The organism is Rhodococcus sp. SJ-3 (assembly GCF_051918125.1).
Taxonomy (GTDB): domain Bacteria; phylum Actinomycetota; class Actinomycetes; order Mycobacteriales; family Mycobacteriaceae; genus Rhodococcus.
Map to the genome: position 1 here is coordinate 76,124 of NZ_JBQBGR010000002.1, position 12,797 is coordinate 88,920.

Annotated in this window: 15 protein-coding genes; 6 read left to right on the top strand and 9 right to left on the bottom strand. The window is 67.9% G+C overall.

Annotated features, from left to right (window positions below; translation table 11 throughout):
• Window positions 1–67 precede the first annotated feature (67 nt).
• A complete protein-coding gene (locus tag ACTDXD_RS27500; RefSeq protein ID WP_193904054.1) occupies window positions 68–955 on the top strand; it encodes a helix-turn-helix domain-containing GNAT family N-acetyltransferase in 888 nt (295 codons plus the stop codon).
• Window positions 952–1,284 (top strand): DF family (seleno)protein, encoded by a 333-nt coding sequence (locus tag ACTDXD_RS27505; RefSeq protein WP_229582201.1) that lies wholly within the window; start codon window positions 952–954, stop codon window positions 1,282–1,284. The genes ACTDXD_RS27500 and ACTDXD_RS27505 overlap by 4 nt, the downstream gene beginning before the upstream one ends.
• A gap of 73 nt (window positions 1,285–1,357) precedes the next feature.
• Here the strand turns inward: ACTDXD_RS27505 and ACTDXD_RS27510 are convergent, their stop codons facing one another.
• The 5 genes from ACTDXD_RS27510 to ACTDXD_RS27530 form a co-directional block, all read right to left on the bottom strand.
• A complete protein-coding gene (locus ACTDXD_RS27510; RefSeq protein WP_193904055.1) occupies window positions 1,358–2,206 on the bottom strand; it encodes a F510_1955 family glycosylhydrolase in 849 nt (282 codons plus the stop codon).
• Between the two features lie 39 nt (window positions 2,207–2,245).
• Window positions 2,246–4,393, bottom strand: coding sequence for a copper-translocating P-type ATPase (locus ACTDXD_RS27515; protein WP_193904056.1), 2,148 nt, complete (start codon window positions 4,391–4,393; stop codon window positions 2,246–2,248).
• 49 nt (window positions 4,394–4,442) lie between these two features.
• Entirely contained in the window at window positions 4,443–5,153 is a 711-nt protein-coding gene (locus ACTDXD_RS27520) for a DUF305 domain-containing protein (protein ID WP_064063738.1), read from the bottom strand.
• A gap of 77 nt (window positions 5,154–5,230) precedes the next feature.
• On the bottom strand, window positions 5,231–6,748 hold the full coding sequence (locus ACTDXD_RS27525) for a multicopper oxidase family protein (protein ID WP_064063739.1): 1,518 nt from the start codon (window positions 6,746–6,748) through the stop codon (window positions 5,231–5,233).
• Window positions 6,741–7,028, bottom strand: coding sequence for an SHOCT domain-containing protein (locus ACTDXD_RS27530; RefSeq protein ID WP_064063740.1), 288 nt, complete (start codon window positions 7,026–7,028; stop codon window positions 6,741–6,743). The genes ACTDXD_RS27525 and ACTDXD_RS27530 overlap by 8 nt, the downstream gene beginning before the upstream one ends.
• 127 nt (window positions 7,029–7,155) lie before the next feature.
• On the opposite strand from ACTDXD_RS27530, the gene ACTDXD_RS27535 reads away from it, so the two are divergent.
• Together ACTDXD_RS27535 and ACTDXD_RS27540 are read left to right on the top strand one after the other, a co-directional pair.
• The gene (locus ACTDXD_RS27535; protein WP_084421683.1) at window positions 7,156–7,932 is read left to right on the top strand and encodes a response regulator transcription factor; all 777 of its coding nucleotides are present in this window, start codon (window positions 7,156–7,158) and stop codon (window positions 7,930–7,932) included.
• Entirely contained in the window at window positions 7,929–9,074 is a 1,146-nt protein-coding gene (locus ACTDXD_RS27540; RefSeq protein WP_064063741.1) for a sensor histidine kinase, read from the top strand. The genes ACTDXD_RS27535 and ACTDXD_RS27540 overlap by 4 nt, the downstream gene beginning before the upstream one ends.
• Window positions 9,075–9,212: 138 nt before the next feature.
• Here the strand turns inward: ACTDXD_RS27540 and ACTDXD_RS27545 are convergent, their stop codons facing one another.
• From ACTDXD_RS27545 to ACTDXD_RS27560, 4 genes are read right to left on the bottom strand one after another with little or no spacing between them, the layout of a single operon-like run.
• Window positions 9,213–9,647, bottom strand: a complete 435-nt coding sequence (locus tag ACTDXD_RS27545; protein WP_440127892.1) for an arsenate reductase ArsC — start codon at window positions 9,645–9,647, stop codon at window positions 9,213–9,215.
• 27 nt (window positions 9,648–9,674) lie between these two features.
• Window positions 9,675–10,325, bottom strand: a complete 651-nt coding sequence (locus tag ACTDXD_RS27550) for an arsenate reductase/protein-tyrosine-phosphatase family protein (RefSeq protein WP_440127893.1) — start codon at window positions 10,323–10,325, stop codon at window positions 9,675–9,677.
• A 25-nt stretch (window positions 10,326–10,350) separates the two neighbouring features.
• Window positions 10,351–11,391, bottom strand: a complete 1,041-nt coding sequence (arsB, locus tag ACTDXD_RS27555; RefSeq protein WP_440127921.1) for an ACR3 family arsenite efflux transporter — start codon at window positions 11,389–11,391, stop codon at window positions 10,351–10,353.
• Window positions 11,392–11,426: 35 nt separating this feature from the next.
• Entirely contained in the window at window positions 11,427–11,828 is a 402-nt protein-coding gene (locus tag ACTDXD_RS27560; protein ID WP_054719241.1) for an ArsR/SmtB family transcription factor, read from the bottom strand.
• Between the two features lie 63 nt (window positions 11,829–11,891).
• On the opposite strand from ACTDXD_RS27560, the gene ACTDXD_RS27565 reads away from it, so the two are divergent.
• On the top strand, window positions 11,892–12,314 hold the full coding sequence (locus ACTDXD_RS27565) for an arsenate-mycothiol transferase ArsC (protein ID WP_440127894.1): 423 nt from the start codon (window positions 11,892–11,894) through the stop codon (window positions 12,312–12,314).
• Window positions 12,315–12,372: 58 nt separating this feature from the next.
• On the top strand, window positions 12,373–12,768 hold the full coding sequence (arsD, locus tag ACTDXD_RS27570) for an arsenite efflux transporter metallochaperone ArsD (RefSeq protein ID WP_440127895.1): 396 nt from the start codon (window positions 12,373–12,375) through the stop codon (window positions 12,766–12,768).
• The last annotated feature ends 29 nt before the right edge of the window (window positions 12,769–12,797 follow it).

A 12,797-nucleotide genomic window follows, 5' to 3' on the forward strand; every position in this document is an offset into this window, starting at 1 on the left:
GCTGCTGTCAGAGTATCGATGGTCGTCGATGTATGCAACCATCGATGTCGATCGATATAGTGAGGGTATGACAGCACTCGGCCTACCGCTCACGGCGCCCCCCGGCGCGGAGGTGGACCTCGACGCCCTGAGCCCGCAGGACGCGGCCACCTACGCCGGATGGTTCGCCTGCCTGGCCGAACCCACCCGGGTGCGGCTGCTGCACCACGTCGCCGCCCATCCGTCCGGCATCACCGTCGGCGAGCTCGCCGACAAGCTCGGGATCGGCCAGCCCACCATCTCCCATCACGTCCGCAAACTCGCCGACGTCGGCTTCGTCACCACCGGCAAACACGGCACCAGCACCGTGGTGCGGGTCAACCCGAGTTGCTGCAGCGATCTGCCCAGTGCCGCCGATGCGGTCATGGGGGTGCTCACCGCCCGCCCGTGCTGCCCCGAGGACGTCCCGGCCGACGTGGCCGTGCGCCCACTTGCAGGCGGTGACTGGGAGGCGGTGCGCCGCATCTACGCCGAGGGCATCGCCACCGGTGCCGCGACGTTCACCACCGAGGTCCCCAGCCGCGACCATCTCGAGAGCCAGTGGTTGCCCGAGCATCGCTGGGTCGCCGAGATCGACGGTCAGGTCGTCGGCTGGGCGGCGTTGAGCCCGGTGTCGCACCGCGAGTGCTATCGCGGGGTGGCCGAGAATTCGGTGTATGTCGGCGACGGGATGCGCGGGCGCGGCGTCGGCAAGGCCCTGCTGCGCGCCCAGGTCATCGCCGCCGATCAGGCCGGATTGTGGACGCTGCAGACCTCGATTTTCCCGGAGAACCGGGCCAGCCTGGCGCTGCACCATTCGGCGGGTTTCCGCACCGTGGGGGTGCGCGAACGCATCGGCCGGCTCGACGGCATCTGGCGCGACACGGTGCTGCTCGAACGCCGCTCCGAGACCGTTCCCGCCACCGAAAATCAATGAGAGCGACTCGGGTGGAGATGGACATCGAACTGCTGTACTTCGACGGCTGCCCGAACTGGGAGGAGGCCCGAGACCGCCTCGCCGAGGCCCTGGCCGCGACCGGCAACGCCGGTACCCCGATCCGGCTGCGCCGTATCGAGACCCCGGAGGCCGCCGAGCGCGTCGCCTTCCCCGGATCCCCGACGATCCGCATCGACGGGATCGACCCGTTCGCTCCCACCGAGGGCGTCGGGTTGACCTGCCGCGTCTACCGCACCGCCGACGGGCTCGAGGATGTCCCGAGCACCGCCGATCTGATCCTCGCGTTGCGGCAGGCCGAACACCGGTAGGGATCCGGCATCGGCTTGACCTTCGAGTCGACTCGAGGGTTCACCGTCGCGGAGTGAGCATGCTCCTCCGGGGTCAGTTCAGCGGATAGAGCATCTGGGCGGTCGCGGCGTAGGCGGTGTCGAAGTCGACGGCGAGCACTGCCTCGACCGGCCCGACCACCGCGCGTGGCTCCCAGCTCTGGCCGGTGCGGCTACGCCACGCGGTGCCAGCGGTGTCGATGCCCCACAACGAGCCATCCGGCGCCGCGGACAGCAACGCCAGCGGTGGGGCGTCCGGCACCACGGCGAAGGTGAGCCCGCCGTCGATACTGTGCTGCAACCCGGCGGTAGTCGTCGCCCACACCCCGGCCTCGGTGACGGCGAGCGCGGCCGCAGCCACCGGAGCGCCCGCGGTCCAGCTGCTGCCACCGTCGGTGGAGATCAGCAATCCGGTCACGCCGTCGAAGCCGACCAGCAACTCACCGTCGGTGGCCAAGGCGTGAAAATCCACCTCGCCGCTCAAGGATTTGGGTATCCAGGTGTGGCCGCCATCAGTGCTGTCGATCAGCCCCAACGGATTCGGCGCCGAACTCGACGCCCCCGGATGCCCGGAGGCGAACAGACGGTCGGTGCCCGGCGCCCCGGTCAGTCCCATGAAGTCGTCGTCGGAGACGCCGACGCGGGTGGTGCGCCCGCTGTCGGCGATCTCGACGAGGCCGGTGTGGGTGCCGGCCAGCACCACCCCGTTCGCATCGAGGTGCAGACCGTGCAGATGGTCGAGTGCCGGTTCCAATGCTGTGCCGGGCACCTCCGATGCCACGGCGGACGAAGTCGAACCCGCTGATACTGCGGGTTGCTCGCCGCTCGCACAACCGGCAAGCACAATCACAGCAGCAACAGGCACCAGGACACGCGCCCACCGGCGCAGGGGAAAACTCCACATGAGAAGCAGAAACTCGTTTCGGATCGATCGGGTGCCGGCTCAGGTGCGAGCCAGGTGGGTGGGGTCGAGGTCGAGGCGACGCAACAGCTGGGCGTTGAGCGCCACGACGATGGTCGAGACGGACATGAGGATCGCGGCGACCGCGGGCGAGATCGCGACCCCGGCGAAGGCGAGCACGCCGGCCGCCAGGGGCACGGCGATGATGTTGTAGCCGGTGGCCCACACCAGGTTCTGCCACATCTTCCGGTAGCTGGCATGCGACAGTTCGATGATCGACAGCACCGCCCGCGGATCGTTGGCTGCGAGCACGACCCCGGCGGACTCGATGGCCACGTCGGTGCCGGCACCGATCGCCACACCGACATCGGCGCGAGCCAACGCCGGCGCGTCGTTGACCCCGTCGCCGACCATCGCCACCGTGTGACCGCGGTTCTGCAGTTCGGTGACCTTGGCGTCCTTGTGTTCGGGCAGGACTTCGGCGAACACTTCGTCGATCCCGAGGTCGGCGGCCACGGCGTCGGCGACCTGCCGCGCGTCCCCGGTGATCATCGCAACCTTCACCTTGCGGGCGTGCAGCGCATCGATGGCCTGACGGGATTCTTCGCGCACGGCATCTTCGAGCGCGACGGCACCGAGCACCCGGTCCCCGTGGGCCAGATGCAGTACCGAGGCCCCGCGCCGGACCCATCCGGCAGTGACCGCGGTGATGTCCTCGGGCACCGACAGGTGCCGGTCGGCCAGCATGGCCGGTCCGCCGACCGTCACCTCGGTGTCGTCGACGAGCGCGCGGACCCCGCGGCCGGGCAAGGACCGAAAGTCGGTGGCGGTGACCTGCGCGGCGGCCGGGACCCGAGTTTCCGCAGCGGCGACGATGGCTCGGGCAACGGGGTGCTCGCTGTCGGCCTCGACCGCCGCAGCGAGCGCCAACAGGTCTTCTTCGGAGGTGCCGGCCGTGGCGACCACACCGGTGACCTGATGCCGACCCTGGGTCAAGGTGCCGGTCTTGTCGAACAGCACCACATCGACGGTGCGCATGCGTTCGAGCGAGAGCCGGTCCTTGACCAGCACCCCCGATTTGGCGGCGCGTTCGGTGGAAATCGCGATCACCAAAGGGATCGCCAATCCGAGAGCGTGGGGGCAGGCGATGACGAGCACGGTGACGGTGCGCACCACCGCTTCGTCGACGTTACCGACGAGCAGCGTCCAGACCGCGAAGGTGAGGACGCCGGCGATGGTGGCGAAGTAGAACAGGAACGCCGCGGCCTTGTCCGCCAGCGCCTGGGCACGGGACGAGGAGGCCTGCGCGTCGGCGACCATCCGCTGGATGCCGGCCAGGGCGGTGTTCTCGCCGACCGCGGTGATGCGCACCCGCAGGGCGCTGTCGGTCGCGACGGTGCCGGCGACCACCGTGTCACCCACTTCGCGGGTGACCGCCTTGGATTCGCCGGTGATCATCGATTCGTCGACCTCGGCGCGGCCGTCGGTGACGGTGCCGTCGGCGGGCACCCGGGCTCCGGCGCGCACGAGCACCAGATCCCCGAGCGCCAGTTCCGACAAGGGCACGTCGGTGGTGCCGGTCTCGGTGATTTTCTCGGCGGTGTCCGGCAGCATCGCGGCGAGCGCGTCGAGGGCGCCGGAGGCCGAGCCGAGGGCACGCATCTCGAGCCAATGCCCGAGCAGCATGATCACGATCAGCAGGGCCAGTTCCCACCAGAAGTCCAGGTTGAACCCGCCGAGACCCAAAGTGGTGACCCACGAGGCGAGGAACGCGACGCTGATCGCCATGGCGATCAGCAGCATCATCCCGGGCCGGCGTGAGCGGAGTTCGGCCCAGCCGCCGGTGAGGAACGGCATGCCGCCGTAAACGAAGATCACCGTGCCCAGCACCGGGGGAATCCATATGGCCCCAGGGAAATTCGGCATGGTGTAGCCGAGCAGGTCGGCGACCATGTGACTGAAGAACACCACCGGTATCGACAGCACCAGCGACACCCAGAACCGGCGGCGGAACATTTCTCCGTGTGCCCCGTGCCCGGCATGCCGATCGTGACCATCGTGCCCGGTGTGCTCACCCGGCCCGGCGTGAGCATCATGCTCGTCGGGGGGCGGGCTCTGGACCTCGGCGCCGTGAACGTGTCCGGCGGGCGCCGGGTCCGGGTGGGGGTGTCCGTGCTGCGGGTGCGACATCGCAAAGCCTCCTGGGGTGGCGGGCCGAGTGGAAACCGGGTGGTACCGGTTACAGGGTGGTCAGCAACTGGCGCATGGTCTCGATCTCCCGCTGCTGGGTCTCGACGATGGTGCGGGCCATCTCGACGGCGTCGGGGTACTGCCCGTCTCGGATCACGGCTTCGGCCATGTCGATCGCCCCTTCGTGGTGGGTGATCATGTGGGTCAGGAACAGACGGGTGGCCTCGGTGCCCTGCGCGTCGGACAGAGCCTGCATATCCTGCGCGCTCATCATGCCGCCCATGCCGCCCATGCCACCCATACCGGGCATGTCGTCCGAATCGGGCATGCCGCGGCCCATACCGGGCATAGAGGTCATGGGCATGGAGGTCATTCCGGGCATGTTGTGCCCCGGCCCGGGCATGCCACCCGGCATCTGCGGTTCGCCCCACTGTTCGAGCCAGGAGTTCATCTCATCGATCTCCGGGCCTTGGGCGGCCTTGATCTGTTCGGCCAGGGCGGTCACCTCCTCGGGGATACCTTCTTTGGCGAGGAGCATGTCGCTCATCTCGATCGCCTGGGCATGGTGCGGGATCATCATGCGCGCGAACATCACATCGGATTGATTGTGCGGTGCCGTGTCGTCGGCGGCGGAGGTGGTGGCCGAGGTGGTGGCGCTCGATGTGGCGGCGGTGGTGCCGGTGTCGGAGTCGCTGCACGCGGCTGCGGTGAACACCACCGCGAGCGCCATGGCGCCGACGGCGAGAGTCTTCTTGTTCATGAGTGGATCCTTTCCTCGAACGGTCAGAGCCCAGGTGAACCAACGACGGGGTATCCCCGCAGCCGGCGCACCCCGGACTAGGCCAGGTAGGACACGGTGGTCATCATTCCGGCTTCCTGGTGATACGCGTTGTGGCAGTGCAGCGCCCACTGGCCCGGGTTGTCGGTGTCGAATTCGATCTCCACGGTGCGCATCGGCCCGATCGTGACGGTGTCCTTGCGCAGGCCGGTGTCGGTGAGCGCGAAGGTGTGGCCGTGCAGGTGCATCGGGTGGAACATGTCCGACATGTTCCGCATCCGCATGCGCACCCGCTGCCCTTCGGCCACGTTCAGCGGCGGGATGTCGGGGTGGGCGCGGCCGTTGAGGGTCCACCGGTACGGCGACATGGTCCCTCCCATGTCCACGCTGTGATACACATCGTGTTCCTTCTCAGCCAGGCGCACATAGTCCCGGGGCGCGAGGTCGGTGCCGAGCAGCACCTGCCGGTCCAGCTCGCCCGGGCGGGTCTGTGCGGGCAGCGCGCCGGTGGCGGTGCGCACCAGCGCCTGCCCGTGCCCGGTCTTGCCTTCGGCCTGCGCGAACAGGGGGAAGACGCCGTCGCCGAGGGTGACGAGCACATCGACACGCTCACCCATGCCGAGCAGCAGCGCATCGGTGTCGTGCGGCACGACGGGGAAGCCGTCGGTGTGGGTCACGGTCATCCGGTGCCCACCGAGCGCGACGCGGAACGCGGTGTCCGCGCCGGCGTTGATGAACCGGATCCGTGCCCGCTGCCCGGGTGTCGCGGTCAAGACCATCGGATCCTCCGGGACCCGTCCGCCGACCAGGAAAAGCGGATAGCTCACGTCCCCGGCGCCGCCGAGCAGCGGGGAGAGCATCGTCTCCGCCCCCATATCCATCCCGCCCATACCGCCCATGGCGCCGTGGTCCATCCCGCCCATCGAGGCGTCGCCACTCTCGCCGGTGGCGCCGATGCCGAGGTCGCGGGCCACATCGTCGGGGGTGCGGCCGGTGCCGTCGAGCCAGTCGTCGAGCACCACGATCCACTCGTGGTCATAGTCGCCGGGCTCATTCGGATCGTCGATGATCAGGGCGCCGTAGAGGCCGCGATCGAGCTGCAATCCCGAATGCGAGTGGTAGAAGTACGTGCCCGGATCCGGGACGGTGAACTCGTAGGCGAACCGCGCCCCGGCGGCGATCGGGTCCTGGGTCAGCCCGGGCACTCCGTCCATGTCGTTGCTCAACGCCAGCCCATGCCAATGCACACTCGTCTGCGCCGGCAGCTGGTTGTCCACGTCCACCCGCAGCAGATCCCCGGCGCGGGCACGCACCAGCGGACCAGGAAGAGTGTCGTCGTATCCCCAGGTCGAGACGATGCGCCCGCCGAGGTCCACCTCGACCGGACGCGGCGTCAACCGCGCCGAGACCATCTGCTGACCCGGGCGACGGCGTTGTTGCTCGAGACGGCGCACCGCAGTCGACGAGGGCTGCACGGGGGCGCCGGTCGGTGAGCCCGACCCGGAACAGGCCATCAGGACTCCGGCTCCGGCAAGTATTGATCCGAGAAGGAAGGATCGACGGCCGAGTTCAGTCATGAACCTGCCCCCGCCGGTGCTCGACCGACGTGGTGTCGCCGGGGTGCATCAGCAGCCGGCGACGGGCCACGAATTCCTCGGAGTCGATGTCACCGCGGGCGAACCGCGCCTCGAGCAGCCGCAGCGGATCGGACTCCGGGCTGGTGCGGCCAGGCCCGTTTGCGCGGTCGGTGCGGAACATCATGGCCACCAGATAGATCACCACCGCCCAGAATGCGAACATGCACACGGCCATGACGATCCATCCGGTCCAGGTCAGCTCACCTGCCCAGCCCATCATGGTCGCCTCCTTTCTCCGGTTCGTGCCTTCAGCCTGGTGTGCCTACCCCTGGATTCCTGTGGAGGTCGTATGAAGATTTGCTCAAGAAGCCCCACGGCATCGTCGACAGTGGTGCCCGCTGGTGAAGATGGACACCATGGACTCCTCCGCTCGCACTCCCACCGCGACCAGCGATCCTGCGGCGCCGCCGCGCCCGTCGACCGGGTTGCGGGCGATGGTCGTCGAGGACGAGGCACCGTTGGCGAACCTGATCGGCTCGTATCTCGAACGCGACGGGTTCGAGACCGCGATTACCGGTGACGGCGCCGACGCCGTCACCCTCGCCCGGCAGGTCGACCCCGATGTCGTGGTCCTCGATCTGGGGCTGCCTCATCTGGACGGGGTTGAGGTGTGCCGGCAACTGCGGACCTTCTCCGACGCTTATGTCGTGATGCTCACCGCCCGCACCGAAGAAATCGATACCCTCATCGGGTTGTCCGTGGGCGCGGATGACTACATGAGCAAACCGTTCAGCCCCCGCGAATTGATGGCCCGCATCCAGGCCATGCTGCGCCGTCCCCGCACCGGTATCGCCGCACCGGCCGAGGCCGCCCCCGGCCTGATCCGCAGCGTCGGGGACCTGGTCATCGATGTGGACGGACGGGAAGTCACCGTCGCCGGGCTGCCGGTGTCCTTGACCCGCACCGAATTCGACGTCCTGGCCGCCCTGGCCCGCGATCCCGGTGTTGTGCTGACCCGTGCCCAGTTGATCGAGGCGGTGTGGGGGCCGAGCTGGACCGGCGACGACCACCTGGTCGACGTGCACATCGGTCATCTGCGCCGCAAACTCGGCGACGATGTCGTCCGCGGCCGCTACGTGCGCACCGTCCGCGGTGTGGGCTACCGGATGGGCACCGGAGCATGAATCCCCAGAGCCCCGCTCCACGAGGGTCGGTACGGCGGGCACTGGCCGGGTCGAGTTTCGGCACCCGGCTGTTCCTCGCCTTGACCGTGGTGGTGGTCGGCTGCGCCGTCAGCGCCTGGCTCGTCGCTTCCGCCCTCGCGCCCGGCATCTTCCATGATCACCTCGGTCAGGCCGGCATCGACCACAACTCGAGTCAGGCCGCCCATGTTGAAGAGGCGTTCGCCTGGGCGATCGTCCTGGCGTGGGGTCTGGCGGTCGCGGTCGCGGTGCTGCTGGCGTTGGCGGTGAGCTGGTATATCACCCGCCGTGTTCAACGCTCGTTGACCGCGGTGACCACCTCGACCGCCCGGATCGCCGGCGGCCGGTACGACACTCGCGTGTCCAGCCCCGGTCTCGGCCGCGAATTCGACGACCTTGCCCTGACCGTCAACGAACTCGCCCGCCGCCTCGAGGCCACCGAGGCCACCCGCCGCCGGATGCTCGCCGATCTCGGCCACGAGATGCGCACCCCGATCGCTACCCTCGACTCCTACCTCGAAGCCCTCGACGACGGCGTCCGCACCCTCGACGACGACACCCGACAGATCCTCCGCGCCGCCACCCACCGGCTGGGTCGTCTCGCCCAGGACATCACCGCGGTCTCGCGCGCCGAAGAACACCTCACCCGCATCCGGCCGGTGCCCACCACCACCGGCGCCCTGGTCACCGCCGCGGTCGATGCGGTGCGCGAACGGTACGAGAGCAAAGGCGTCGCACTGCACAGCCGGATCACCGACTCGATGGTCGTGTCGGTCGATCCCGACCGGCTCGGGCAGGTCCTGGGCAACCTGCTCGACAATGCCCTGCGCCACACCGCTTGTGGCGGCACGGTCACGGTCACCAGCAGACGAGCGAACCGCGATCGGGTGGAGATCACGGTGGCCGACACCGGTGAGGGCATTGCTCCTGAGCACCTCGACCACCTCTTCGATCGCTTCTACCGCGCCGATACTGCCCGTGATCGCCGACACGGCGGCAGCGGTATCGGCCTGACCATCACCCGTGCCCTCGTCGAAGCCCACCACGGGCGCATCCGAGCACACAGTGACGGGCCGGGCCGTGGGGCACGCTTTACGATCGAACTGCCCGTCATTGCAGTCTGACCTCGGAGCCTGCTTCGGTGTTGCCGTATCCGGCACATCTCAATCCGTGGACTCACGACCTCCGAGTGCGGGCCCTCGACTGGGGGACTGAACGCCTCCGCCATGTTTGTTGTCGTCGGCGCCGACGGACCACCTCTGTCAGGCGTGGGCGCCGTCGGGAACGAGCTCGGCGATCAGCGCCTCGACCTTGGCTTTGATCTCGTCGCGGATCGGACGCACCGCCTCGACCCCTTGCCCGGCCGGATCCTCGAGCACCCAATCCCGATACGACTTGCCCGGAAACACCGGGCACGTGTCGCCGCACCCCATGGTGATCACCACATCGGAGGCCTGCACCGCATCGACGGTGAGGATCTTCGGGTTCTGCGCGGAGATGTCGACACCCACCTCGGCCATCGCCTCGACGGCGGCCGGGTTGACCTGCTCGGCCGGAGCGGAGCCCGCGGAACGGACCTCGACCCGGTCGCCGGCCAGCGCGGTGAGGAATCCCGCGGCCATCTGGGAACGGCCGGCGTTGTGCACACACACGAACAACACCGAGGGTGTGCGGTTGGTCGAGGAAGCAGTGGTCATGAAAACAGACGTCCTTTCGAAGGGAACTCAGGCAGAGACGGGGTCGAGTTCGGCGAGCAGCACCCGCACGCGAGTGTCGATATCGTCGCGGACGGCGCGTACCGTCTCGAGCGACTCGTCGTTCGGATCGAGCAACGACCAGTCGAGGTAGCGCTTACCCGGATACACCGCGCACGCGTCGCCGCACCCCATGGTGATCACCACATCGGCGGCTGCCACCACATCGTCGGTCAGGGGTTTGGGATATTCGCCGCCGAGATTGAGCCCGATCTCGGCCATCGCCTCGACCACGACAGGATGAATCGTCGCCGCAGGAGCCGATCCGGCGGAGCGCACGTGCACCCGCCCCGCGCCGTGATGAGCCAGCAGTGCCGCGGCCATCTGCGAGCGTCCGCTGTTGCGCACGCACACGAACAGCACCTCCGGCACATCCTTCGGCACGGCCCCTTCGGCCTGCGCCAAAGCAGTGAGGCGTTCGCCCGCGAAGCGGGTGGCCAGCGAGGGCAGGTGAGTGTGGATCTTGGCGGTGCGCCGCAGCGCCGCATACGACTCGAACACCATCCGCTCGACGGTCTGCGCCGAGAACACCCCAGCGTACTTCTCGGCGAGATGCTCGGCGCTGCGGTGCAGCACCGCCTGAGGCATCAGTAGTTCCGGCTGAGCAGCGTGCTCGGACATCGACATCTCCTGACGTGATCGATCCTTACGACACAGCGGGGGCAGACGAACCGGTGAAACGCTTCCGCAGAGCGAGCGAGACGTAGATCAGGGCAACGAGGACAGGTACCTCGATCAGCGGACCGACCACCCCGGCCAACGCCTGACCGGAGGTGACACCGAAAGTGCCGATCGCGACGGCGATGGCGAGCTCGAAGTTGTTTCCGGCGGCGGTGAACGCCAGTGTGGTGGTGCGCTCGTAACCGAGCCCGACCGCCGCACCGAACAGGAATCCGCCGCCCCACATGAGGATGAAGTACGCGAGCAGCGGCAACGCAATGCGTACGACGTCCCACGGCTGTGAGGTGATCTGCTCACCCTGCAGGGCGAACAGGATCACGATGGTGAACAGCAACCCGTAGAGCGCCCACGGTCCGATCTTCGGCAGGAACGTGTCCTCATACCACTGGCGGCCTTTGGCTTTTTCGCCGAAGTGGCGGGTCAAGAAGCCGGCGACCAGAGGGATGCCGAGGAAGATCAGCACCGATTTCGCGATCTGCCACGGTGAGACATCGAGGGTGGTCTGTTCGAGTCCGAGCCAGCCCGGCAGGATCGACAGGTAGAACCAGCCGAGGACGGCGAACATGATGACCTGGAAGACGGAGTTGATCGCGACCAGCACGGCGGCGGCTTCGCGGTCGCCGCACGCGAGGTCGTTCCAGATGATGACCATCGCGATGCAGCGGGCGAGGCCGACGATGATCAGGCCGGTGCGGTATTCGGGCAGGTCGGGCAGGAGCAGCCAGGCGAGGGTGAACATCAGAGCCGGGCCGAGCACCCAGTTGAGGATCAGCGACGAGATCAGCAGCTTGCGATCGCCGGTGACGGTGTCGAGGCGGTCGTAGCGCACCTTCGCGAGCACCGGGTACATCATGATCAACAGACCGAGCGCAATCGGCAGGGAGATGTTGTCGATCTCGATGATGCTCAGTGCGTCGCCGAGCCCGGGGATGAGGCGGCCGAGCAGCAGACCGGCGACCATGGCGATGCCGATCCACACGGCCAAGAACCGGTCGAGGACCGACATCTTGCCGGCGACAGACCGGTTGTCGGTCGTGGTGGTCACGAGAGAGTCTCCGCGAGTGCGGCGGTCGGGGTGCAAGCCGATGCGGGCAGGACCCCGGATTCGGTGGCGAGTACCGCGGACAGTTGTTCCAGGGCAGTAGGGAGCACCCGGTAGTACACCCAAGTGCCGCGGCGTTCGCAGTCGAGTAGACCGGCTTCGCGCAGCACCTTGAGGTGATGCGAGATGGTCGGCTGCGACAGGTCGAAGGCGGGGCTGATGTCGCACACACAGCTCTCGCCGCCCTGGTGGCTGGCGATCATGCTGAGCATGCGCAGGCGGACCGGATCTCCCAATGCCTTGAACATGCGGGCCAGGTCGGTGGCCCAATCCGAGGTGAGCGGCTCACGCGAGAGGGGCGGGCAGCACGGCTCGGCCCCGCTCGACATCTGATTCGACATGCGTCTATATTGACTCGTATCTATTCAAGCGTCAATCCGAGTTCGTCGGAAAGGATCACCCTCGTGCCCGCTGCTTCGGTGCTGTTCGTGTGTGTGAAGAACGGCGGCAAGTCCCAGATGGCTGCCGCCCTCACGCGCCAGGCCGCCGGCGACCGCGTCGCCGTTCATTCGGCCGGCACCGTACCCGGCTCGTCCCTCAATGCTCTGTCGATGCAGGTCCTCGAGGAGATCGGGGCACCCGTGGACGGTGAGTATCCCAAGCCGATCGATCCGCAGCTGCTCGGCGAGGTCGACCTGGTGGTCACCCTCGGCGGCGAAGCCCGCGTCGACGCGCCCACCGGGGTGGTCGTCGAGAACTGGGACACCGATGAGCCGTCCGAGCGTGGCATCGACGGCATCGAGCGGATGCGCCTGGTGCGCGATGACATCGCCGTCCGCGTCGAGGAGCTCGCTACCCGGCTGCTGTCCGACGCCGACGCCCGATAACCGAGTTCGTCCCGGAAACTCTGTTCGCCCTCGAGCACTGAAGGAATACCTGATACCTATGAGCACCATCGCAGTCTTCGAACCGGCCCTGTGCTGCAACACCGGCGTGTGCGGCGAGGACCTCGACCAGAACCTGGTCACCTTCACCGCCGACATGGCCGCGCTGACCGAGCAGGGCGCCACCATCACCCGCCACAACCTGGCCAACGACCCACTCTCGTTCGCCCACAACGAGACGGTCAAGAAATTCCTCGAACTCGCCGGATCGGATGGGCTGCCGCTCGTGCTCGTCGACGACGTCACCGTCGCTACCGGCCGCTACCCGACTCGCACCGAACTCGCCACCTGGGCCGGCCTCGAGGTGCCCGCCGCGCCGCCGTCCGGCGTGACCATGCTCGGGCTCGCCGACGACAACGACTCCTGCTGCACACCGGGCGAGTCCACCTGCTGCTGACCATAGGTCTGCACCTTTCCGTTGACCCG

Bases quoted from the DNA above. Each gene is read 5' to 3' on its own strand.
- ACTDXD_RS27560 (WP_054719241.1), bottom strand. From the start codon at position 11,828: ATGTCGAATCAGATGTCGAGCGGGGCCGAGCCGTGCTGCCCGCCCCTC.
- ACTDXD_RS27515 (WP_193904056.1), bottom strand. From the start codon at position 4,393: ATGTCGCACCCGCAGCACGGACACCCCCACCCGGACCCGGCGCCCGCC.
- ACTDXD_RS27535 (WP_084421683.1), top strand. From the start codon at position 7,156: ATGGACACCATGGACTCCTCCGCTCGCACTCCCACCGCGACCAGCGAT.
- ACTDXD_RS27525 (WP_064063739.1), bottom strand. From the start codon at position 6,748: ATGACTGAACTCGGCCGTCGATCCTTCCTTCTCGGATCAATACTTGCC.
- arsB (WP_440127921.1), bottom strand. From the start codon at position 11,391: ATGTCGGTCCTCGACCGGTTCTTGGCCGTGTGGATCGGCATCGCCATG.
- ACTDXD_RS27505 (WP_229582201.1), top strand. From the start codon at position 952: ATGAGAGCGACTCGGGTGGAGATGGACATCGAACTGCTGTACTTCGAC.
- ACTDXD_RS27520 (WP_064063738.1), bottom strand. From the start codon at position 5,153: ATGAACAAGAAGACTCTCGCCGTCGGCGCCATGGCGCTCGCGGTGGTG.
- ACTDXD_RS27500 (WP_193904054.1), top strand. From the start codon at position 68: ATGACAGCACTCGGCCTACCGCTCACGGCGCCCCCCGGCGCGGAGGTG.
- ACTDXD_RS27550 (WP_440127893.1), bottom strand. From the start codon at position 10,325: ATGTCCGAGCACGCTGCTCAGCCGGAACTACTGATGCCTCAGGCGGTG.
- ACTDXD_RS27530 (WP_064063740.1), bottom strand. From the start codon at position 7,028: ATGATGGGCTGGGCAGGTGAGCTGACCTGGACCGGATGGATCGTCATG.
- ACTDXD_RS27510 (WP_193904055.1), bottom strand. From the start codon at position 2,206: ATGTGGAGTTTTCCCCTGCGCCGGTGGGCGCGTGTCCTGGTGCCTGTT.
- ACTDXD_RS27545 (WP_440127892.1), bottom strand. From the start codon at position 9,647: ATGACCACTGCTTCCTCGACCAACCGCACACCCTCGGTGTTGTTCGTG.
- arsD (WP_440127895.1), top strand. From the start codon at position 12,373: ATGAGCACCATCGCAGTCTTCGAACCGGCCCTGTGCTGCAACACCGGC.
- ACTDXD_RS27540 (WP_064063741.1), top strand. From the start codon at position 7,929: ATGAATCCCCAGAGCCCCGCTCCACGAGGGTCGGTACGGCGGGCACTG.